24 protein-coding genes are annotated in these 19817 nt (G+C 45.4%); 17 read left to right on the forward strand and 7 right to left on the reverse strand.

Annotation, left to right across the window (positions count from 1 at the left end; genetic code table 11):
* Positions 1-23: 23 nt before the first annotated feature.
* The 5 genes from Q0J48_RS01855 to Q0J48_RS01875 all read left to right on the forward strand — a co-directional run bounded on the left by Q0J48_RS01855 (position 24) and on the right by Q0J48_RS01875 (position 3017).
* A complete protein-coding gene (locus Q0J48_RS01855; RefSeq protein ID WP_296241071.1) occupies positions 24-1172 on the forward strand; it encodes a glycerate kinase in 1149 nt (382 codons plus the stop codon).
* Entirely contained in the window at positions 1169-1687 is a 519-nt protein-coding gene (locus Q0J48_RS01860) for a hypothetical protein (RefSeq protein WP_296241072.1), read from the forward strand. Before Q0J48_RS01855 ends, Q0J48_RS01860 begins: the two co-directional genes overlap by 4 nt.
* A 56-nt stretch (positions 1688-1743) precedes the next feature.
* Positions 1744-2100, forward strand: coding sequence for an Inorganic pyrophosphatase (locus Q0J48_RS01865; RefSeq protein ID WP_296241074.1), 357 nt, complete (start codon positions 1744-1746; stop codon positions 2098-2100).
* 80 nt (positions 2101-2180) lie between these two features.
* Positions 2181-2723 carry a rubrerythrin gene (gene rbr / locus Q0J48_RS01870; protein WP_296241076.1) on the forward strand — a complete coding sequence of 181 codons (543 nt, stop codon included), beginning with the start codon at positions 2181-2183 and terminating at the stop codon, positions 2721-2723.
* A gap of 30 nt (positions 2724-2753) precedes the next feature.
* Complete coding sequence (locus Q0J48_RS01875) at positions 2754-3017, forward strand: hypothetical protein (protein WP_296241078.1); 264 nt, start codon at positions 2754-2756, stop codon at positions 3015-3017.
* On the opposite strand, the gene Q0J48_RS01880 is transcribed toward Q0J48_RS01875, so the two are convergent.
* Genes Q0J48_RS01880 through Q0J48_RS01890 form a run of 3 tightly spaced genes read right to left on the reverse strand, consistent with a single transcriptional unit; the run spans position 3014 to position 4780 of the window.
* A complete protein-coding gene (locus Q0J48_RS01880) occupies positions 3014-3928 on the reverse strand; it encodes a GNAT family N-acetyltransferase (RefSeq protein WP_296241080.1) in 915 nt (304 codons plus the stop codon). The two genes, Q0J48_RS01875 and Q0J48_RS01880, sit on opposite strands and share 4 nt — an antisense overlap.
* Positions 3918-4163, reverse strand: a complete 246-nt coding sequence (locus Q0J48_RS01885) for a hypothetical protein (protein ID WP_296241081.1) — start codon at positions 4161-4163, stop codon at positions 3918-3920. The genes Q0J48_RS01880 and Q0J48_RS01885 overlap by 11 nt, the downstream gene beginning before the upstream one ends.
* Before the next feature lie 14 nt (positions 4164-4177).
* The gene (locus Q0J48_RS01890; RefSeq protein WP_296241082.1) at positions 4178-4780 is read right to left on the reverse strand and encodes a YigZ family protein; all 603 of its coding nucleotides are present in this window, start codon (positions 4778-4780) and stop codon (positions 4178-4180) included.
* A 71-nt stretch (positions 4781-4851) separates the two neighbouring features.
* Between Q0J48_RS01890 and Q0J48_RS01895 the strand changes: the two genes are divergently transcribed.
* The 5 genes from Q0J48_RS01895 to nth are packed head-to-tail and all read left to right on the forward strand — an operon-like array spanning position 4852 to position 8426.
* Entirely contained in the window at positions 4852-5316 is a 465-nt protein-coding gene (locus tag Q0J48_RS01895; protein ID WP_296241083.1) for a YbaK/EbsC family protein, read from the forward strand.
* A gap of 19 nt (positions 5317-5335) precedes the next feature.
* Complete coding sequence (locus Q0J48_RS01900; protein ID WP_296241084.1) at positions 5336-6760, forward strand: solute carrier family 23 protein; 1425 nt, start codon at positions 5336-5338, stop codon at positions 6758-6760.
* Between the two features lie 39 nt (positions 6761-6799).
* The gene (locus Q0J48_RS01905) at positions 6800-7258 is read left to right on the forward strand and encodes a hypothetical protein (RefSeq protein ID WP_296241086.1); all 459 of its coding nucleotides are present in this window, start codon (positions 6800-6802) and stop codon (positions 7256-7258) included.
* Complete coding sequence (locus Q0J48_RS01910; RefSeq protein ID WP_296241089.1) at positions 7258-7788, forward strand: DnaD domain protein; 531 nt, start codon at positions 7258-7260, stop codon at positions 7786-7788. Before Q0J48_RS01905 ends, Q0J48_RS01910 begins: the two co-directional genes overlap by 1 nt.
* Positions 7785-8426: an endonuclease III gene (nth, locus tag Q0J48_RS01915; RefSeq protein WP_296241092.1), complete on the forward strand. Its 642-nt coding sequence runs from the start codon at positions 7785-7787 to the stop codon at positions 8424-8426. The genes Q0J48_RS01910 and nth overlap by 4 nt, the downstream gene beginning before the upstream one ends.
* Before the next feature lie 14 nt (positions 8427-8440).
* On the opposite strand, the gene Q0J48_RS01920 is transcribed toward nth, so the two are convergent.
* From Q0J48_RS01920 to Q0J48_RS01930, 3 genes are all read right to left on the reverse strand, one after another.
* A complete protein-coding gene (locus Q0J48_RS01920) occupies positions 8441-9007 on the reverse strand; it encodes a xanthine phosphoribosyltransferase (protein WP_296241094.1) in 567 nt (188 codons plus the stop codon).
* Positions 8982-10184, reverse strand: coding sequence for a hemolysin family protein (locus Q0J48_RS01925; RefSeq protein ID WP_296241096.1), 1203 nt, complete (start codon positions 10182-10184; stop codon positions 8982-8984). The genes Q0J48_RS01920 and Q0J48_RS01925 overlap by 26 nt, the downstream gene beginning before the upstream one ends.
* Before the next feature lie 118 nt (positions 10185-10302).
* The gene (locus Q0J48_RS01930; protein WP_296241097.1) at positions 10303-10752 is read right to left on the reverse strand and encodes a CBS domain-containing protein; all 450 of its coding nucleotides are present in this window, start codon (positions 10750-10752) and stop codon (positions 10303-10305) included.
* 148 nt (positions 10753-10900) lie between these two features.
* Here Q0J48_RS01930 and Q0J48_RS01935 point away from each other — a divergent pair, with 148 nt between their 5' ends.
* From Q0J48_RS01935 to Q0J48_RS01945, 3 genes are read left to right on the forward strand one after another with little or no spacing between them, the layout of a single operon-like run.
* A complete protein-coding gene (locus Q0J48_RS01935; RefSeq protein WP_296241099.1) occupies positions 10901-11266 on the forward strand; it encodes a GntR family transcriptional regulator in 366 nt (121 codons plus the stop codon).
* Positions 11263-11958 (forward strand): ABC transporter ATP-binding protein, encoded by a 696-nt coding sequence (locus tag Q0J48_RS01940; protein WP_296241101.1) that lies wholly within the window; start codon positions 11263-11265, stop codon positions 11956-11958. The genes Q0J48_RS01935 and Q0J48_RS01940 overlap by 4 nt, the downstream gene beginning before the upstream one ends.
* Positions 11952-12752, forward strand: a complete 801-nt coding sequence (locus Q0J48_RS01945; protein WP_296241103.1) for a hypothetical protein — start codon at positions 11952-11954, stop codon at positions 12750-12752. Before Q0J48_RS01940 ends, Q0J48_RS01945 begins: the two co-directional genes overlap by 7 nt.
* A 21-nt stretch (positions 12753-12773) precedes the next feature.
* On the opposite strand, the gene Q0J48_RS01950 is transcribed toward Q0J48_RS01945, so the two are convergent.
* Positions 12774-13028, reverse strand: coding sequence for a DUF1294 domain-containing protein (locus Q0J48_RS01950; protein WP_296241106.1), 255 nt, complete (start codon positions 13026-13028; stop codon positions 12774-12776).
* A gap of 162 nt (positions 13029-13190) precedes the next feature.
* Here Q0J48_RS01950 and Q0J48_RS01955 point away from each other — a divergent pair, with 162 nt between their 5' ends.
* From Q0J48_RS01955 to carB, 4 genes are read left to right on the forward strand one after another with little or no spacing between them, the layout of a single operon-like run.
* Positions 13191-14087, forward strand: coding sequence for an aspartate carbamoyltransferase catalytic subunit (locus Q0J48_RS01955; protein ID WP_296241108.1), 897 nt, complete (start codon positions 13191-13193; stop codon positions 14085-14087).
* A gap of 4 nt (positions 14088-14091) precedes the next feature.
* A complete protein-coding gene (locus Q0J48_RS01960) occupies positions 14092-15360 on the forward strand; it encodes a dihydroorotase (protein ID WP_296241109.1) in 1269 nt (422 codons plus the stop codon).
* 5 nt (positions 15361-15365) lie between these two features.
* Positions 15366-16445, forward strand: coding sequence for a glutamine-hydrolyzing carbamoyl-phosphate synthase small subunit (gene carA, locus Q0J48_RS01965; RefSeq protein ID WP_296241112.1), 1080 nt, complete (start codon positions 15366-15368; stop codon positions 16443-16445).
* The gene (gene carB, locus Q0J48_RS01970) at positions 16438-19644 is read left to right on the forward strand and encodes a carbamoyl-phosphate synthase large subunit (RefSeq protein WP_296241114.1); all 3207 of its coding nucleotides are present in this window, start codon (positions 16438-16440) and stop codon (positions 19642-19644) included. Before carA ends, carB begins: the two co-directional genes overlap by 8 nt.
* Positions 19645-19817 lie beyond the last annotated feature (173 nt).

The following is a 19817-nucleotide window of genomic DNA, read 5'->3' on the forward strand; positions in this document are numbered from 1 at the left end:
GAAGAGTGTGATAAACTAAGAATATGAAGTTTGTAGTCGCCTGTGATTCTTTTAAAGGTTGCATGACTTCTCAGGAAGCCGTCCAACGTATTTCAAAAGGGATCCAAAACGCCAATCCAAATCATGAAGTTGCTGCTTTTCCGATGTGCGATGGCGGGGAAGGGACCATGGAGATTCTTTGCCAAATCGAAAAAGCCCAGATCATCGAGGTCCAGACGGTGGATGCCTATGGCAAACCGATCACGGCCTCGTATGGGATCTTGCCGGAAAAGAAAAAGGCCATCATGGAAGTGGCCAGCTGTATCGGCTTAAGCATGACGGAAAAGAAACGCCGCAACCCGATGATCGCCAACAGCCGCGGGATCGGCAAGATGATCAAAGATGCCGTCAAAAAAGGCTGTACCACGATCGTGATCGGCTTAGGCGGAACAGCCACCAACGACGGCGGTATGGGCCTTTTACAGGAACTGGGCCTTCGCTTTTATGACAAGGAAAACAAATCTTTGATCTGCGGGGCATACAGTTTGGGGAAGATCGATCATATCGATACGAGCCGGTTCATGGATCTGGATCATGTCAGGATCCTGGCGGCTGCGGATGTTCGCAATCCGTTATTAGGACCCAAAGGGGCAACCTTTACCTTTGGCCGGCAAAAAGGACTTTTTCCATCCCAGCTGACGATGGTCGATCATTGGATGCGACGCTATCGGGATGTGATGCAGAAGACGTTTGGGATCGACCTGGATGCGATTCCCGGAGGCGGAGCCGCTGGCGGGATCGGTGCTGTATTGGTCGGGATCCTACATGCGCAGATTCAATCGGGGATCACGATGTGCATGGAAGGATACCAGCTGGAAAACGTGATCCAGAAAGCGGATATCGTGATCACAGGAGAAGGACAGACCGATCTGCAGACACGGTACGGCAAGGTACCGTTTGGCGTGGCCCAACTGGCAAAAAAATATCATAAACCGGTGCTTTGTTTGAGCGGAGCTCTAGGTTTAGGGTATCAGGAGTTATATCAAGATGGGTTTGATGGGCTGTATTCGAGTGCGGATCGGGCCATGGATTTTATGACGGCACTAAAAAACGGTCCCGAAAAATTGGAAAACCTCGCTTTTTCAATCACGAAGACAATTGATGCGATCGCAAGAATGGAGGACGATCAATGAAATTTATCAAGAAATTATTCAGTATAGTTTTTCTTTCTTTTTTGTGCTTTGGCTGCAGTATGAGCCAGGAAGCTTTTCAGGAAATCAATGTGAGTGCCCAGGAACTTCAGGAAAAGTTAGAGGCAAAAGAGGACTTTGTCTTGATCATCGAACGCGAAGGCTGTTCCTATTGTGAAGCGATCGATTCGTATATGGAAACGACTAAAGAAGAGCATCCGGGCGTCGTTCTCTATCGTTTGGATATCACTGATTTTGATTTGATGCGTAAGGAAGAAGGCGATATGACCTTAGTGTCCGAAAGTGAAGAAGGTCAGATCTTATTAGATATGGCACCGTATTTCTTATATACGCCGACGCTCTACATCATTGAAGATGGAAAAGCGGTGCAGGCCGGGATCGGCTATAATGAGGCGACCAAGGAAGTGTCCTTATGGGACGTAGATTCCACGATTGATTTTGACAAAGCCGAAGGCCAGGAGTTCTGGTCCTTTGTGGAAAGCGGACAAGGCGAATAGAAATCTTTTTTAGAATCTGTTATAATTAGCATCACAGAAAAGAGGGGAATTCTATCATGGAACAATTAGAAAACAATGCTTATTTTTGGCAGAAAATGGATACCCTTTTATTGAGCAGCACCTGCAAGATCGCTCATGAAAAAGGTTCCGTTCATCCCAAATATCCCAATCTGATCTATCCAGTGGATTATGGATTTCTTCAAGATACAGTAGGGACGGATTCGCAGCCGATCCATGTTTATAAAGGCAGTCATAAAGCCCAAAATGTCGGCGCAATCGTTGTCAGTGCCGATATCTTGAAAAAGGATTGCGAAGTCAAATTGTTGGTCGGTTGTGACGATGAAGAAAAAATCAAGATCTTAGAATTTTTAAATCAAACACAATTCCAGAAAGCCATTTTTTTTTTTTTTTGAAATCAGATCCCAAGCTGGGCAAATAATGATTGATTCAATGGGATTTATGGTACAATGAAACTAGATGAGGAGGTTCTATCATGGAATTAAAAGGTTCAAAAACAGAACAAAATTTATTAGCTGCATTTGCCGGAGAAAGCCAAGCCAGCATCAAATATCAATACTATGCTTCTCAGGCAAAAAAAGACGGATATGTTAAGATCCAGAACATTTTTGAAGAAACTTCAAAAAATGAAAAAGAACATGCCAAATTGTGGTTCAAGGCATTGCACGGAGGAAAAGTTCCGACAACGACTGTCAATTTGAGCGATGCCGCTGCCGGGGAAAACTACGAGTGGACAGACATGTATAAAGAAATGGCAAAAACAGCCCGCGAAGAAGGCTTTGATCAAATCGCTGAACAAATGGAAGGTGTCGCTGCCATTGAAAAACATCATGAAGCTCGTTATCGTGCTATGTTGAAAGAAGTCGAAGAAAACACATTCTTCACCAGCCCAACGGAAACCGTTTGGATCTGCTTGAACTGCGGACATATCCACTTTGGAGATAAAGCACCGGAAGAATGCCCGGTTTGTGCACATCCGCAAGCTTACTTCCAGATCTTGAAAGAACACTTTGAATAGGAGCTGTCGATCGACAGCTTTTTTTGAAGTATGAATCAGTCGGTTCAATCGATCCCGGAAGCGCTTCAGCTTCTCAAAGAAGGGCAGATCCTGATTTCAGATTCCCGGGTGATCTTGTTTCAAAAAGAGGACCAGCTCTATGCCAAAGGCCTTTCTTGGCAGGCGGCTTTATCTCGAAAGGATTTTTTAGATCTCTTTGAGCAGAATACCTTTTGGGTCTATGAAAAAAAGGAAGAGAAGATCTCTTCCGAAAAAGATGAAGATTATTATCAATGGGCAAGCCATTACCTCTAGTCGATCATGTGATTCCAGATCGGCTTTTTTAGTGCCGCAAAAGCTTCTTTGGCATGATGAACATTCTCTTTGGACCACACAGAGAAAAGTTTATAGTTGTTCAGCCTTGCCAATACGGTTCCCTGGTTGCGAGGGATCTCCATCGGGAACAGTTTGTCAAAGCGCTCTTGGTCGGAAACGATAAAGCTCAAGGTCTGGCAGCGTTCCTTCAGATAGCTGAAACAGTCCAAGATCGCATCCGCATCCAGATAGACCAATATCTGGATCTCGATATGCTCTTTATTGATGCGATAGATCGCAAAGCCGCGCATTTCTCCCTGGTCATCAACGGCCGTGATCATGCGGTGGTTACAGTTGAGATAGAGGCGGATCGCATTTTGAAATTCTTGCGGATCCAAACGGATCGATCCGTCAAAATGAGAAAGGAATTCCTGATAAAGCGGATAGAGATCCATGTCCGGGCGATAGATCTGTACGTGGCGCGCATCTCCCTGGTTCCAGTTTTCCATCTCCAGCCAGTAATATTTTGTCGAAGCGACCGGTTGAAAGCTTTTGGATTCCAGAAGCTTGGGAAAATTGGTGTAGACAAGAGTGATCAAGTGATTACAGGCGGCATAATTCATGCAGGCTTCTAAAAGTTCGCTGAAATAACCGCGCTGGCGATAGTCTGGCAAGGTACAGGCCAAAGAAAGAACCAGTGCTTCACAAGCTTTTCCCTGATAGAAAAAAGTGCGTTTTTTGGTCTGCAAACAGGCAACGATCTTTTTGTCTTCCAGGGCACAAAACATGCCCGAAGGATCGTACTTATATTTCATCCAGGCACTGACATCCAAACTGTCCATTTGAAGACAAGAGCGGGCAATCAGCCGCCGAATTTCTTTATCTTTGCCATAAGAATGATCAAGAATCATGGTCGTCATCCTCTCTTTCCGTGTATTCTACATCGATGGCTCCATGTTTGGGACCTCTTGGTGAATAACTTTCTTCGGAATAGAAAGAGTCATGATCCGAATCGGGCTTGCGAAAACTTTTGATCACATAATAGACGGCCCATAAGAATAATAAGGGAAGCAAGATCGGGGCCAAAAACTGAAATAGAGCGATCAAAACTAAGATCAATACAAAAAAAACGATAAAATAAGCCATAATGTTCACCACCTCTAGTATAACACAGTTTCGTGGGCCTTCTCCTGGACAAACTCGCAGGTGCACTGACCTTGTGTCAATTCCATCAGAGAAGTTTTAAGATCTTGTGCCGAAAGGACATGATAGACTACTTTTTGGTCATAATCCTTCGATTCAATTTGGCAATCCATCCGGTGCAAAGCTGCATCGATCTTCCCGATCCAGGGATAGTCAAAGGTCAAGACATATTCTTTCCATAGGGAAACCGTAGTCAATGTCGCCTGGGCCAAAGCTTCTTTGACAGAGTCGGAGTAGGCTTTGACCAAACCGCCGGTGCCTAACTTGATACCGCCAAAATAGCGGACCACAACAGCACAGATCTGATCCATCTCTTGTTTAAGCAATACATTGAGCATCGGATGACCAGCCGTTCCGGCGGGTTCGTGATCATCGTTGGAGCGGGTGAGATCGCCGATGACCAGAGCGGTACAGTGATGAGTGGCATCGGGATGTTTTTTCTTGATGAATTTTATAAAATCACGAGCCTCTTCTTCACTGTCTGTGCGATGCAGATAAGTGATGAAGCGGCTTTTTTTGATTTCGATCGTATGGGTGAGATCTTCTTTGATTCGTGGCATGATTTTATCCTAAATTATTTTACTTTGCGGTGCAAGCGAAATATAATGGAGGTCTAAACGGAGAAAAAACAATGTCTATAGAACGCGTTAGAAAACAGTTTCGGCAATGGAAAATCGAAGATCGGATCGTAGAGCTGGATCAAAGTTCGGCTACGGTCAAACTGGCGGCCCAAGCTTTAGGGTGTGAAGAAAGGCAGATTGCGAAAACGCTGGCTTTTGAAGTCGACGAACAACCGGTGCTTGTCGTGACAAGCGGAGATGCCCGCATCGACAATGCCAAGTTCAAACATTATTTTCACAAGAAGCCTCATATGATTTCCAAAGAACATGTAGAACAACGAATCGGCCATGCGCCGGGCGGTGTTTGTCCGTTTGCCGTAAAACCGGAAGTTCAAGTTTATTTGGATATTTCTTTACGGGCCATGGATATTGTTTATCCCGCTTGCGGAAGTTCAAATTCCTGTATCAAGATGACGATCGAGGAACTTGAAAAAACCACCGATCCTGTTGCCTGGATCGATGTATGCAAGGAGTAAATAAGGAAAGGGAAAAGAGATGAAGGAAGAAAATTTGAAGATCGACAAAGAAACGCCGATTCGGGAAGTATGTGAAGAAAACTTATATTGTCTGAACGGCCGTGTTCCTTTGCGCAAAGCCATTCCATTTGGCTTGCAGCATGTTTTGGCCATGTTTGTGGCCAACTTGGCGCCGGTTCTGATCGTATGCGGAGCCGCTGTCGTTCAAGGGACGGATCATGGCTTGACTCCGGCTGAGATCACCCAGATCTTGCAGTGTGCGATGTTTGCGGCCGGGATCGGAACGACGATGCAGCTGTATTCATTCTGGAAGATCGGTTCACGTCTGCCGATCGTGATGGGTGTCAGCTTTACGTTCTTGGGCAGCTTGCTGATCATTTGTACTAATCCGGCTTTGGGCTATGAAGGAATGATCGGGGCCGTGATCCTGGGAGGGATCTTTGAAGGCTTGGTCGGCTTGAGTGCCAAATATTGGAGACGCTTTTTGACACCGGTTGTTTCAGCTTGTGTCGTGATTGCGATCGGGCTTTCTCTGTTGTCCGTAGGAATGGATTCCTGGGGCGGCGGCAGCGGTGTCGAAGATTTTGGCGCCTGGTATCATTTGTTTGTCGGGGCCTTTACTTTGATCGTTTGTTTAGTATCGCGCTATCTTTTAAAAGGTGTTTATAAAAACTTGAACATCCTGGTGGGCTTGATCATTGGTTATTTGTTGGCGGCCATCTTTACATTTACAGGTATTGCCCCGATGATCGATCTTTCGACGATTGGGGAAACCGTTTCGCAAGTAGGTGTTTTCAGTATTCCTAAGCTGGTGTTCTTGACAGAACATAAACCGATCTTTGATGTCGGAGCTTTCTTTACGATTGCGATCGTATTCTTGGTTTCGGCCGCTGAGACGACCGGAGCGACAACGGCTGTCTGCACCGGCGCGCTCAATCGCGATATCAAGACCGAGGAACTGCAGGGATCTTTGGCCGTGGATGGATTCTCCAGTGCTATCTCGGGATGCTTTGGATGTTTACCGTTGACATCGTTTAGTCAGAATGTCGGTCTTGTGACCATGACGCGTGTGATCAACCGCTTTACGATCTTCATGGGGGCTTTGATCTTGATCCTGGCTTCTTTGTTTCCGCCGCTGGGCGCATTCTTCAACTCCATTCCGCAGTCTGTTCTAGGGGGCTGCACAGTCATGATGTTTGGATCGATCATGTATGAAGGAATCAAGATGCTGAAAGAATGCGTCTTTGATGACCGGACGATGATCATCGTTTCTCTGTCCTTTTGTATCGGAGTGGGATTGACACAGACTTCCGGAAACTTCTTCTCTTGTTTCCCACAGGCAGTCGGTGATATTTTCAACGGGAACGCTGTGGCCGGTGTCTTTGTGGTATCGCTTTTGTTGAGTCTTTTCTTACCGAAAGAAAAAGATCATCAAAAGAAATGATGATTCGTGTATAATTAAAATCAGTGAAAGGGGGATCCTATGGCAAAGAAAAATCGCAAATACGGGACACGATTTACAGTTTTGTTGGGGATCCTCTTTCTTGTGCTTTTTTCAGTTCTCTGGGCGTTGTTTATCAGCGGACCTAACCGGATCCGGGAAGAAAATCAGGAACGCATGATCGCCAAGATTGAAAAGACGGTTCCTGAGATCCAGGGCTTGACGCTGCACCAGTTTGATTATCTGACGGCCCAAGGGTATACCGAAACGACTTTATATTGGTTTGATGCCAAAGGCGATGAGATCACGACCCGGGATATCAGTACATTGGATTATCAAAAAGCCCGCACGATCGCATCGGATGATTATCAGATCGAAGTCGAGAGCGTGGAATTAGGATATGGATATGACAACCCGGTTTATGTCGTTCAGGGATCAAATCGAATGTTGCTGCTGGATTATGACAGCTTTGTTCGCGTCTATGAAAGGGAGGCTCAATAATGGATTGGAATGCACCTTATTTGAATCATAAGATCTGGATCTTAGATCATTTAGAACAGCTGCACTGTGAACCCAAAGAGGTTCTGGTGCTTTTGTTGATCGATCTGTATAACGATCTGCGACAGCCGATCCATCATGAAGAAATCGCTCAAAAACTAGGAATCGATACAGACGAAGTGGAGTCTTTATTCTTATCATTGGCCGATAAAGGATATTTACAGATCTCTTATCAAGATGGTGTGATCAAATTTGATATTGAGGGTGTTTATGCCCAGCGCCTGAAACAAAACCCTTCGCAACATCGATCGTTGATCGAGGAATTTGAAGCGGAATTTCGCCGGCCGCTTTCTTCCATGGAAATGGAGCGTATCTTGCAGCTGGGGGATGAATATGATCCGCGCATGGTGATCTGTGCTTTGAATGAGGCGGCGGTCTATGACAAGCGGAATTTAAACTACATCGAAAACATTTTGATCTCTTGGCGCCAAAAAGGGCTCAGCACAGAAGATGTGGAGAGTGGCAAGCGATGAATGCCAATGAGATCCTTGATCAGATCGAACAGATCTTTCCCCATGCGCAGTGTGAACTGCATCATCAAAGTGCGTATCAGCTTTTGGTGGCGGTTGTCTTAAGCGCACAGGCCACGGACGCCTCGGTCAATCAGGTGACGCCAGGGTTGTTTGCGGCATATCCCACAAGCAAGGCGATGGCTCAAGCTTCAATCCCGGAGATCGAAAGTTATATTCGCCGCATCGGGCTTTACCGCAATAAAGCGCGTTCGATCCATGATCTAAGTATTGCCTTAGAAGAAGAATATGGGGGACAAGTGCCTTGTTCTATGAAAGAATTGATGGCGTTGCCCGGCGTAGGGCGAAAGACGGCCAGTGTGGTTCGCAGTGTGGCTTTTGACATTCCCAGTTTTGCGGTTGACACCCATGTGGATCGGGTCTCGAAGCGCTTAGGCTTGGCCAAGCCGCAGGACAGTGTGGAAAAGGTAGAAGAAAAGTTAAAACGCAAGATCGATCGCAGCCGCTGGAATCAGGGGCATCACGATATGATCTTCTTTGGCCGCTATCTTTGTACAGCCAGAAATCCACATTGTGACAAGTGTCCCTTTGTAGAGATTTGTAAAAAAGATAAGTTAGAAGCTTATAAACAAAAAAAATAATCCTCTGGAAGTTATTATTTCCAGAGGATCTTTTTGTCTTTCATCGCTTGGATACGAGCCAGGGAATAGACATCATATCCTTTTTCTTCAATAAGAGCTCTTCCTTTTTGGAAGCTTTTTTCGATCACGATACCGACACCGACAACCTTGGCGCCACATTGTTGGATTAAGTTTTCCGCAGACAGGAAAGCCTGACCATTGGCAAGGAAGTCGTCGAGGAATAAGACGCGGTCATTTTCCGAAAGGAACTGGCGTTCCATACACAGAGTGTATTTCCGGTTCTTCGTGAAGGAAAAAGCTTCCGTATAGACAGGGTCTAACATCGTGCTGGGTTCACTTTTTTTCATAAAGATCACGGGGACATCCATGCAGTCGCCGGCAAATACGGCAGGAGCGATCCCGCTGGATTCAATCGTTACGATCTTTGTGACATTTTGATCTTGAAAGTGATTGGCAAAATCTTGTCCGATGGCTTTCATCAAGCGGCAATCAATCTGGTGATTCAAGAATGAATCCACTTTGAGGATATCATCATTGATGATTGTTCCTCTTTGTTCAATGGCTTCCTGCAGTAATTTCATGTTCTTCTTCCTCTTTCTTCTTTTTGATCTGTACGATCGTTTCCACCACGCGGTGATTTTTCATCTCTTTGACAAAGATATCCATCTTTGGGCAGTGAACATCAAAGCGTTCTCCATCCTCCGGGATCGAGCCGTAACATCCTAAGACATAACCGCCAAAGGTATCATAGTCATCCACTGGCAAAGGGATGCCTAAGGTATTTTGTACCTCTTCCAGATCCGCAAATCCGTAGATGCGATACGTCTGATCACCCAGTATTTGGATCTCTTCGGGATCTTCTTCATCTTCTTCTTCGTACATCTCTCCTAAGATCGTCTCTACGATATCGTGGAGAGTTACGATGCCTGACATGCCGCCATATTCATCGATCACGATTGCGAAATAGTATTTTCGCTTTTTCATCTCCATGAAACAATCATCGGCTTTTGTGTTTTCCAAGATGAAGAGCGGTTTATCCATGGCATGGGCCAAGATCTGTTCGCGATCCCTGATATCCATGCGGAAATAATCGCGAGTATCCAAGACGCCCATGATATCATCAGAATCTTCCTGGCAGATCGGATAAAAGGTATGACGGTTTTTCTGGATGGTCTCATTCCAGGTCTTCATGTCATCTTCTAAATAGAGGCAAACCACTTCATTGCGATGCGTACAGATCTCTTCGACACTGGTATCGTCAAAGGCGAATACATTTTCAAACAATTCTTTTTGGGGCTCTTCTAAATGCCCGCCTTTTTGCGAGGTGTTGATCATCTCGCGGATATCTTCTTCCGTGACTTCCTCGGTTTCATTCAAGACCGGAATGCGAATAAAGAAAGTCAACGGGGTACAGATCAGATGGAAGAACCGTAAGAGAAAACCAATACGAGGGGTCAAGCTCTTTTCTTGGCGAACACCCAATCCTTTACAAAAGCGGTGGATGATCACGAAAGAATAAGTGACAAACGCCAAGGTGATGATCAGAGGGCCGATCCAGCGGCCTTCGTCACTATGGATCGATTCCCAAAGAAATAAAGAATATCCTATTGTCACAAGCACTTCTAAAAACTGCATCGTTACGATCTGGGGCATTCTTTTTCGCTTTTTCGCATTTTGGTTACTGTTGAGGGTTCCCTGAAAAATAGAAAACATCCCCAAAAGTACGACATAGAGAAGGGTTCCTAGAATCAATGTCATAGAAAACACCTCCCGGGTCGGGGATGTGCATCTTCTGATTTCATGTCAGCATCTCTCCTTTGATTTGAGTCAATCATACACTATTTTTAATCAAGAGAAAAGAGCACGACGTGCTCTTTTAACTCTGGACATTGACTTCTTCAGTCGGATTCTTTCTGCTTTCTTCCTGGGTCTTCATAAAATAATGAAGCAGGCGACTCCGCGTGACAATCCCTATAAAGATATTGCGGTCATCGACGATCGGGACAAAATTTTGTTTCAAGGACTGATCAAACAATTCCTCGACAGTCGCATCGATCATCATGGCCGGCGTAAAATCGGGACGGATCAATTCTTTGATCGGCGTGGATTTTACGGTCTCATATGTTGTTTCCGGATGGTCGATAAAATACCATAGGAAATCTCCTTCGTTGATCGTACCAATGTATTCACCTTTTGCGTTGATCACCGGCATTGCGGTATAGCCGTGTTTTCGCATGAGACGGAGTCCTTCTTCCAGATTGAGATCATCATAGAAGAAAGTCACATCCTTTTTCATCGTTAAGAAAAAGAAGACATTTTCTTGCATATTTTTCTACCACCTTATGGCTTTTATCCTATCAAAAGATTATAGAAATTGTATAAAGAAATCGTGTGAAATTTTTGGGTTGACAGGCAAAGGGATTGTTTGTATTATTGTATTAGATAACTAGTACAGTAATACAGGAGGGATGCACTTGAACAATCCATTTTCCAATGAGCGTCCGATCTATTTACAGATCGTGGATCGTATCAAGGTCAAGATCATCACCAAGGAATACGCGGCAGGAGATAAGCTGCCTTCTGTACGGGAGATGGCTTCTTTGATGCAGGTCAATCCCAATACGATGCAGCGCGCTTTCAGTATCCTGGAATCCGAAGGCATTGTTCGTTCTCATAGAACCAGCGGACGCTATGTCGATCTGGATGAAGCAAAGATCGCAAAGTTAAGAAAGGATCTCGCTCGTGAACAGACCGAAGCATTTTTGGCTTCCATGGAACAGATGGGATTTACGATGGAAGAGATCCTAGAGGAATTAGAAAAGTTGAGGAAAGAAAAATGAGTATCTTAGAACTGAAGAACATTACGAAAAAGTTTGGCTCTAAAGTCGCTTTGGATTCCATTCATGTGACTTTACAGCCCGGCAAGATCGTCGGATTATTAGGAACCAACGGCAGCGGAAAAACGACGATGATCAAATTGATCAATGATCTTTTGACACCCGATCAGGGGACCGTTCAGATCAACGGAAAGAAGCCGGGAATCGATACCAAAAAGATCGTTTCGTATCTTCCAGAACGATCGTATCTGGATCCGGGCATGACGGTCAAGGAAGCGTTAAGACTCTTTAGCGATTTCTATGCGGATTTTGACCGAAAAAAGGCTGAAGGTCTTCTGCAGGAGTTTTCCATTTCTTTAGACAGCCGGATCAAGACACTCTCGAAAGGAACACGAGAAAAAGTGCAGCTGGTCTTAGTGATGTCACGAAAGGCCAAACTCTTTGTGTTGGATGAGCCGATGGCCGGGGTCGATCCGGCCGCTCGGGATCATATCCTGGATACGATTCTTTCCAGCTACGATGAAGAAGCGACGATCTTGATCTCAACGCATCTGATTGCGGATGTAGAAAGAGTTTTAGATGAGGTGATCTTTTTGGATCATGGCAAGATCACGCGTCAGGAAGATGCGGATGAATTACGGATCCGCACAGGGAAATCGATCGATCAGATCTTCCGGGAGGATTTCAGATGTTAGGACTGCGGTTAAAATATGATTGTAAAGCTTTGTTTCGAATGGTGTGGCCATTATATATTGTAGGAATCGTTTTGCCGATTGGGATCCGGCTGTTTCACTGGATTCAGGATCTGCCCCTCTTTGATTCCTTTGTCTTTGAGATGATTTCTTTAATGTATGGAGGGATCTATTTCTTCTCTTTGGTCGCTTTGGTCATCTGGCCTATCGTTGTGACGGTTCGTGATTTCTTCAACACAATGTTGAAAGACGAAGGCTATCTGACAAACACACTGCCGGTATCGCGCAATATTCTTTTCCTGAGCAAAGAATTGGCGGGACTGATCATCTTCTGTCTGTCCGGTCTGGTTTTGATGCTTTCATTGTGGATCTTATCTTCGGACTTTTCTTTTGAGGTGATGTTTGCCGGACTGCCAATCCAGGATGGACGTACGATTGGATTTATCATCTTAATGGTTTTGATGATATTAGCTTCTTTCTATCAATCGATCACGATGTTTTTCTTATCGATGATGCTGGGACAGCTGCATCGTTTACACAAGGGACTGTTCAGTGTGGTCTATTATTTTGTGATTAGTTTTGGACTGCAGATCCTGGCGTTGATCTTATTGATGATCTTTGCTTATTTTGTCGACAACTTTCATCTGGAACAAGGATTCACGCTTTTTGTCACATCGTATGAATGGGTCGTTGGCATGATGTTGGTGGGTGCCTTAACGATCTACAACTTCGTGTTGGGAGGCATCTTCCACAGCGTAGGGGTATGGATCTCGAATCATAAATTAAATCTGGAATAGAGTCTGTCTTTGGGCAGACTTTTATTTTAGAAAGAAACAGAGAAAAAACACTTGGATCAATACAAGCAAGGGCATGATCAGACAAAATTTCAGATGTCGCGTTTTGTGGCGAAACACGAGCATGCCTAAAAAGCCGCCGACGGCCCCGCCTAAAAAAGCGTGGATCAGCAGTGTGTTTTCTGAGATTCGAAAGCGATGATGGCAGGCTTTGTATTTGTCAATGCCAAACAGAATGAAGGTCCAGCTGTTCCAGATGGCCAAATAGATTCCAATCATAATCAGTAGTATATAATAAGAAACTTCGAAAGGAACAAAAAACTTCCTGATAAACTGATTGGAAAAAGAAATGAAGTGTGGTAGAATACTTCTAGTTAAAAATGAAGGGGATTTGAACAAACGTTGAATCCCTTTTTTTAAGGAAGATAAAGGAGGGCTCTTATGAACAAACATTCCTTATGTTCCATGAGTGATCTATCAGTTGATGAGATCTTCAGCATTTTAAATGATGCGAGACTTTTTAATAGTTCTTATTCGGATTGGCAATTACCATTGAAAAAGTGTCTGGTTGCTAATCTTTTTTTTGAGCCAAGTACAAGGACGCATTATTCATTTGAAAGCGCTGAACTGCAGCTGGGATGCAAAGTGGCAGATTTCAATGCCGACACCAGCAGCGTGACCAAAGGAGAAACATTCTTTGATACGTTGAAAACATTTGAGATGGTCGGTTATGACGCTTTTGTGGTCCGTCATCCTAAGACAGAATATTTTAAAGAATTAGAAGAAATCAACGTACCAATCTTAAATGCAGGAGATGGAGCCGGCAATCATCCGACGCAGTGTTTGTTGGATTTATTGACGATGCAAAATGAATTCCATACGCTGCATGGCCTGAAGGTGGCTATTGTAGGCGATATTCTGCATTCGCGTGTGGCCGCTTCGAATCGATCAACCTTAGAACGATTAGGAAACGAAGTTTATTTCTGCGGACCGGAAGAATGGGAGCGCCCAGGCTATCCGACGATGCCGTTAGATGAAGCGGTAGAGTGGGCCGATGTGGTCATGATGCTTCGCATTCAAAGAGAAAGAGGAGCGACCTTGGCGCATTTGACCAAAGAGCAGTATTTGGAACGCTATGGCTTGACCAAAGAACGCTATAGCCGCATGCAAAAACACGCCATTGTGATGCATCCGGCACCGTTCAACCGCGATGTCGAAATTGATTCCGATTTAGTGGAAGCATCTAAGAGCCGCATCTTCGAACAGATGGCCAATGGGGTCCTGGTTCGTAAAGCGGTCTTAAAGCGGGCATTTGGATTTGCCCCTTTTGAGGAGTAAGAAAATGCGAGTCATAAAAAACGGAAAAGTACTGACCCCGGAAGGCCTGGTCTGTAAAGATGTCTTGTTTGATGAAGAACAGATCTTACGGATCGAGGATCATATCGAAGGCGACTATGAAGTGATCGATGCTTCGGGCTTGACGGTTTTACCGGGCCTGGTCGATGTCCATGTGCATCTGCGCGAACCAGGTTATACACAAAAGGAAATGATCCATACCGGGACCAGGGCGGCGGCCCATGGCGGATTTACCACCATCTTCTGCATGCCCAATGTGATCCCGTATCCGGATGATGTGCCAACGATCCAGGCGTATCAGCAGCGTATCGATCAAGAAGCGGTTGTGCGCGTGCATCCTTATGCCTGTATCACGACCGAAGAAGCCAGCAAAGAAGTGGTCGATATGAAAGCCATCAAAGAAAACTTCGGGATCCGCTGGTTTAGCGATGACGGTGTAGGGGTCTCTACATCCGAAGTGATGGCGCAAGCCATGAAAACCGCAAAGGATAACGACTGCATGATCGTCGCCCATACCGAAGATATGGCATACCGCCAGCCGGGAGCCTGTGTCCATGACAGCGAGATCAACCGCCAAAGAGGCTGGCTGGGAATCCCGAGTGCGTGTGAGAGTGCACAGCTGATCCGCGATCTGGAATTGACAGAACAAATCGGCAATCGCTATCATGCCTGCCATATCAGTGCCAAAGAAAGCGTACAGGCCTTACAGGAGGCCAAAGCCAAAGGGGCTGATGTCAGCGGGGAAGTAACAGCCCATCATCTTTTATTAGAAGATCAGGATGTGCAAGGTCCTAACTGGAAGATGAATCCGCCTTTGCGCAGTCATGAAGACCGCATGGCCTTGATCGAAGGATTGGAAAACGGCGCTTTGGATTTTATCGCCAGCGACCATGCACCGCATACGGAAGAAGAAAAAAACAAGCCGATGGATAAAACACCGTTTGGCATTGTTTCTTTAGAAACGAGTTTTCCGCTTCTTTATACTGAATTTGTCAAGAAACAGGGGCGCTGGACCTTGGAACAGCTGGTTCACTGGATGTCTTTGGCACCGGCCCGTCGTTTCGGCATCGACAAAATCGGTTCGATCCAGGTGGGCTATCGTCCCGATCTGATCTTGGTTGATCTGGAACACGAAACTGTGATCGATAAGGAACAATTTGAATCAAAAGGAAAAAATACACCATTTGATGGCTGGAAAGTCTATGGGGCCATCAAAGAGACGATCGTAGGATCGAAAACGGTGTGGAAAGGATAAAAACTATGGAAAGACTGTTGATTTTAGAAGATGGCAGCGTCTATAAGGGAACTGCCTTTGGAAGCGATAACTTCCAAATTGGAGAGTTGGTCTTCAATACTTCGATGACGGGGTATCAGGAGATCTTAACGGACAATTCCTATTGTGGACAAATCGTTTTGATGACGTATCCGCTGATTGGAAATTACGGTGTCAATCGTGATGATAACGAAAGTATCATCCCGGCGGTATTTGGCTTTGTCGTAAAGGATTACTGCGACGAACCCAACAACTGGAGAAGCCAGGAAACATTGGACGCATATTTAAAACGCGTGGATATTCCCGGCCTTTATGGAGTCGATACGCGCGCTATTACGCGCAAGATCCGTGAAAAAGGAACGATGCGTGCTACTTTGGCTGCACCGGATGCCAATATTGAAGAGATCATACAAACGTTGAAGGAAGCGGATTTCTTACATGATCAGGTAAAACGCGTGAGCTCTTCCAAGATCTTCCCGATCCCCAACCGCGGCAAAAAAGTGGTTTTGATGGATTTTGGGGCCAAGATGGGAATCGTTCGCGAACTTTCTAAACGCGGCTGCGATCTGATCGTAGTGCCTTATAACACACCGGCTGATGTGATCATGGGCTTCCATCCCGATGGCGTAGTCTTGTCCAATGGTCCGGGAAATCCGGAAGATGTTCCAGAAGCGATCGAGACGGTTCGTCAGCTGATTCCGCAGACGGTTGTGTTCGGAATTTGTTTAGGGCATCAGTTGATTTCTTTGGCTTGCGGCGCTAAAACCTATAAATTGAAATTTGGTCATCGTGGAGCGAATCATCCGGTCGTGGATCTGAAATCGGGAACGGTTTTGATCACGAGCCAGAACCATGGTTTTGCGGTGGATATCGATTCATTGAAGAACACTCGTTTAGAGATGACTTATCAAGCATTGAATGATAAGAGCTGTGAAGGGGTGCAACATAAAGATTATCCATGTTTCAGTATGCAGTTCCACCCGGAAGCCAGTGCGGGACCGTTAGATTCTGAAAACTTGTTTGATCATTTCATGGATGTATTGGAAAAGGAGAATCACTATGCCTAAACGTCAAGATATACATAAGATATTAGTCATTGGTTCTGGACCGATCGTCATTGGTCAGGCTGCCGAATTTGATTATGCCGGAAGCCAGGCTTGCCAGTCTTTGCGTGAAGAAGGATATGAAGTTATTTTGATCAACTCCAATCCGGCCACGATCATGACGGATACGACGATTGCCGACCGTGTTTATATTGAACCGATCACGTTGGATTTTGCCAAACGTGTGATCTATAAAGAAAGACCGGATGCGATCTTAGGATCTCTGGGAGGACAGACAGGGTTAAACTTGGTCGTTGAACTTCATAACGACGGGATCTTGGATGAATGCGGCGTTGAAATTTTAGGAACGGATCTGCATGCGATCAACCGTGCCGAAGACCGTGAATTGTTCCGTTCTTTGATGCAGGAAATCAAAGAACCGGTACCGGAAAGTGCCATTGTGCATACGGTAGATCTGGCCGTGGAATTCTGTAATACACACGGGTATCCGGTCGTGGTTCGTCCTGCTTATACCTTGGGAGGAACCGGCGGCGGTTTTGCGGATAACGAAGAAGAACTTCGCGAGATCTGTGAAGCGGGTTTGAAGATCTCTCCGGTCGGACAGTGTCTGATCGAACAAAGTATTGCCGGTTATAAAGAAATCGAATACGAAGTTATGCGCGATGCCCATGACAATGCCATCGTGGTATGTAATATGGAAAACGTCGATCCTGTCGGCATCCATACCGGGGACAGTATCGTTGTGGCGCCGGTCCAGACTTTGACGGACCGTGAAAACCAGATGCTGCGAAGTGCTTCTTTGAAGATCATTCGTGCGCTGAAGATCTGCGGCGGATGTAACGTGCAGCTGGCTTTGGATCCGCAGAGCTTTAAATATTATGTCATCGAGGTCAACCCTCGTGTATCTCGCTCTTCGGCTTTGGCCTCTAAGGCAACAGGATATCCGATTGCCAAGATTTCTGCCAAATTGGCTGTGGGTCTGACTCTGGATGAGATCTTGAACCCGATCACCAAGACAAGCTACGCTTGTTTTGAACCGGCTATCGATTACGTGGTCACAAAATTCCCGCGCTTCCCATTTGACAAGTTCCCAAGTGCCGACCGCCGTTTAGGAACACAGATGAAGGCGACCGGGGAGGTCATGTCCATTGGCCGTAATTTTGAAGAATCCTTCTTAAAGGCCGTACGTTCTTTAGAAATGAAAGTAGATCATATCGAAAAAGCTGAATTTGCCGCCATGGATCAGATGCAGCTGATGGAAAAGATCAAAAAGAACGATGACGAAAGAATCTTTGCGATTGCCCAATGGCTCAGAAACGGCTATGACATGTCGGTGATCGTAGAAGAAACAAAGATGGATGCCTTCTTTATCTCTCATATCAAACGCATCATTGAACTGGAAAAAGAGATGAAGGCCCATCCAAAAGATCTTGATGTATTGAAAAAGTTGAAGACTTTCGGTTTTGCGGACAGCTATATTGCCCGCAACTGGGATATGAAGGAAAAGGAAGTCTACGATCTGCGAAAAGAAAACGGAATCATTCCGGTATTCAAGATGGTGGATACTTGTGCCGGAGAGTTTACCAGCGCAACTCCTTATTTCTACTCGAGCTATGATGAAGAAAATGAATCCATTTGTTCGGACAAGAAAAAGATCGTTGTATTAGGTTCCGGACCGATCCGTATCGGACAAGGGGTAGAATTTGACTATGCGACGGTTCATTGTGTGGAAACTTTGCGCAATGCCGGTTATGAAGCCATCATCATCAACAACAACCCGGAAACGGTTTCGACAGACTTCTCGATCAGTGACAAATTGTACTTTGAACCATTGACGACCGAAGATGTGATGCATGTGATCGAACTGGAAAAACCATTAGGTGTCATTGTACAGTTCGGTGGGCAGACGGCCATCAACTTGGCCGAATCTTTGGTCGAACATGGCGTGAAGATCTTAGGAACGTCCTTAGAAGATATCGATCGTGCGGAAGACCGTCATGAGTTTGAAGCGATGTTGAAGAAATTGGATATTCCGCAGCCTCAGGGAGAAACCGCAATCACCGTGGAAGAAGCTTTGGTCATTGCCCAGAAGATCGGTTATCCGGTTCTGGTTCGTCCAAGCTATGTCTTGGGAGGACGTGCCATGGAGATCGTGCATAATGATGATGAATTGAAGATTTATATGGCGACGGCGGTCAAAGAGATCAGTCACGATGCGCCGATCCTGGTAGATAAATATATCGTCGGAAAAGAATTGGAGATCGATGCGATCGCTGATGGCGAAAATGTATTTATTCCAGGCGTGATGGAACATATCGAGCGTGCCGGAGTCCATTCGGGAGACTCGATCAGTGTGTATCCAACGCAGATCATTTCGCAAGAAGTCAAAGAAAAGATCATTGATTACGGAATTCGCATTGGAAAAGGCTTCCACTTTGTAGGTCTGTACAATATTCAGTTTATCGTAGATAAGGATGACAACGTTTATGTCTTAGAGGTCAATCCGCGTTCCAGCCGTACAGTGCCGTTCTTGTCCAAGATCACAGGCATTCAAATGTCCAATATCGCAACCAAGGCGATCTTAGGCCATTCGATCGTAGAACAAGGATATACGCCAGGCTATCATCCGGATGATCAAAACCGTGTCTTTGTCAAAGCGCCGGTATTCTCGTTTGCGAAACTTCGTTCCGTTGATACCGTGTTAGGTCCGGAAATGAAGTCGACCGGAGAAGCTTTAGGATCGGATGTCAACTTGGAAAAAGCGCTGTATAAAGCTTTGGTTGCCAGCGGAATCTCAGTGCCGATGCATGGCAATGTATTGTTGACGATTGCCGATGAAGATAAGGCCGAAGCTTTGAAACTAGCCAAACGCTTTGCGGATATCGGCTATGGGGTCTATGCGACCAAGGGAACGGCCAAGATGTTAGAAGAAAATGGCTTGTTTGTTCACTATGCCAATAAGATCGAAGAAGGCGGCGACAACAATGTCGTTGAGATCATTCGTCATGGTCGAGTCAACTTCGTCATCAATACGATGAGCAATAAGACCAATTCGACTAGCCGTGATGGATTTGTGATCCGTCGTGTAGCGGCCGAAAACAATATTTCTTGTATGACAAGTCTAGATACGGCCGAAGCGTTGACTCGTGTCTTAGAATCACTGTCCTTCTCGATGATCAGTATGAACGAGATGGGGAAATAAGGCATGATTCAGGAAAATGCCAAGATCCTTTCCAATACAGAAATGGTAAAGGATATCTGGAAGATGGAAATTAAGACCCAGCTGGTCAAAGAAGCCAGACCGGGTCAGTTTATAGAGATCCAGGTGCCGCCGTTTTTCTTGCGGCGCCCGATCTCGATCCATGAGATCAAAGA

This window comes from uncultured Faecalicoccus sp. (genome assembly GCF_944325745.1).
Taxonomy (GTDB): domain Bacteria; phylum Bacillota_I; class Bacilli_A; order Erysipelotrichales; family Erysipelotrichaceae; genus Faecalicoccus.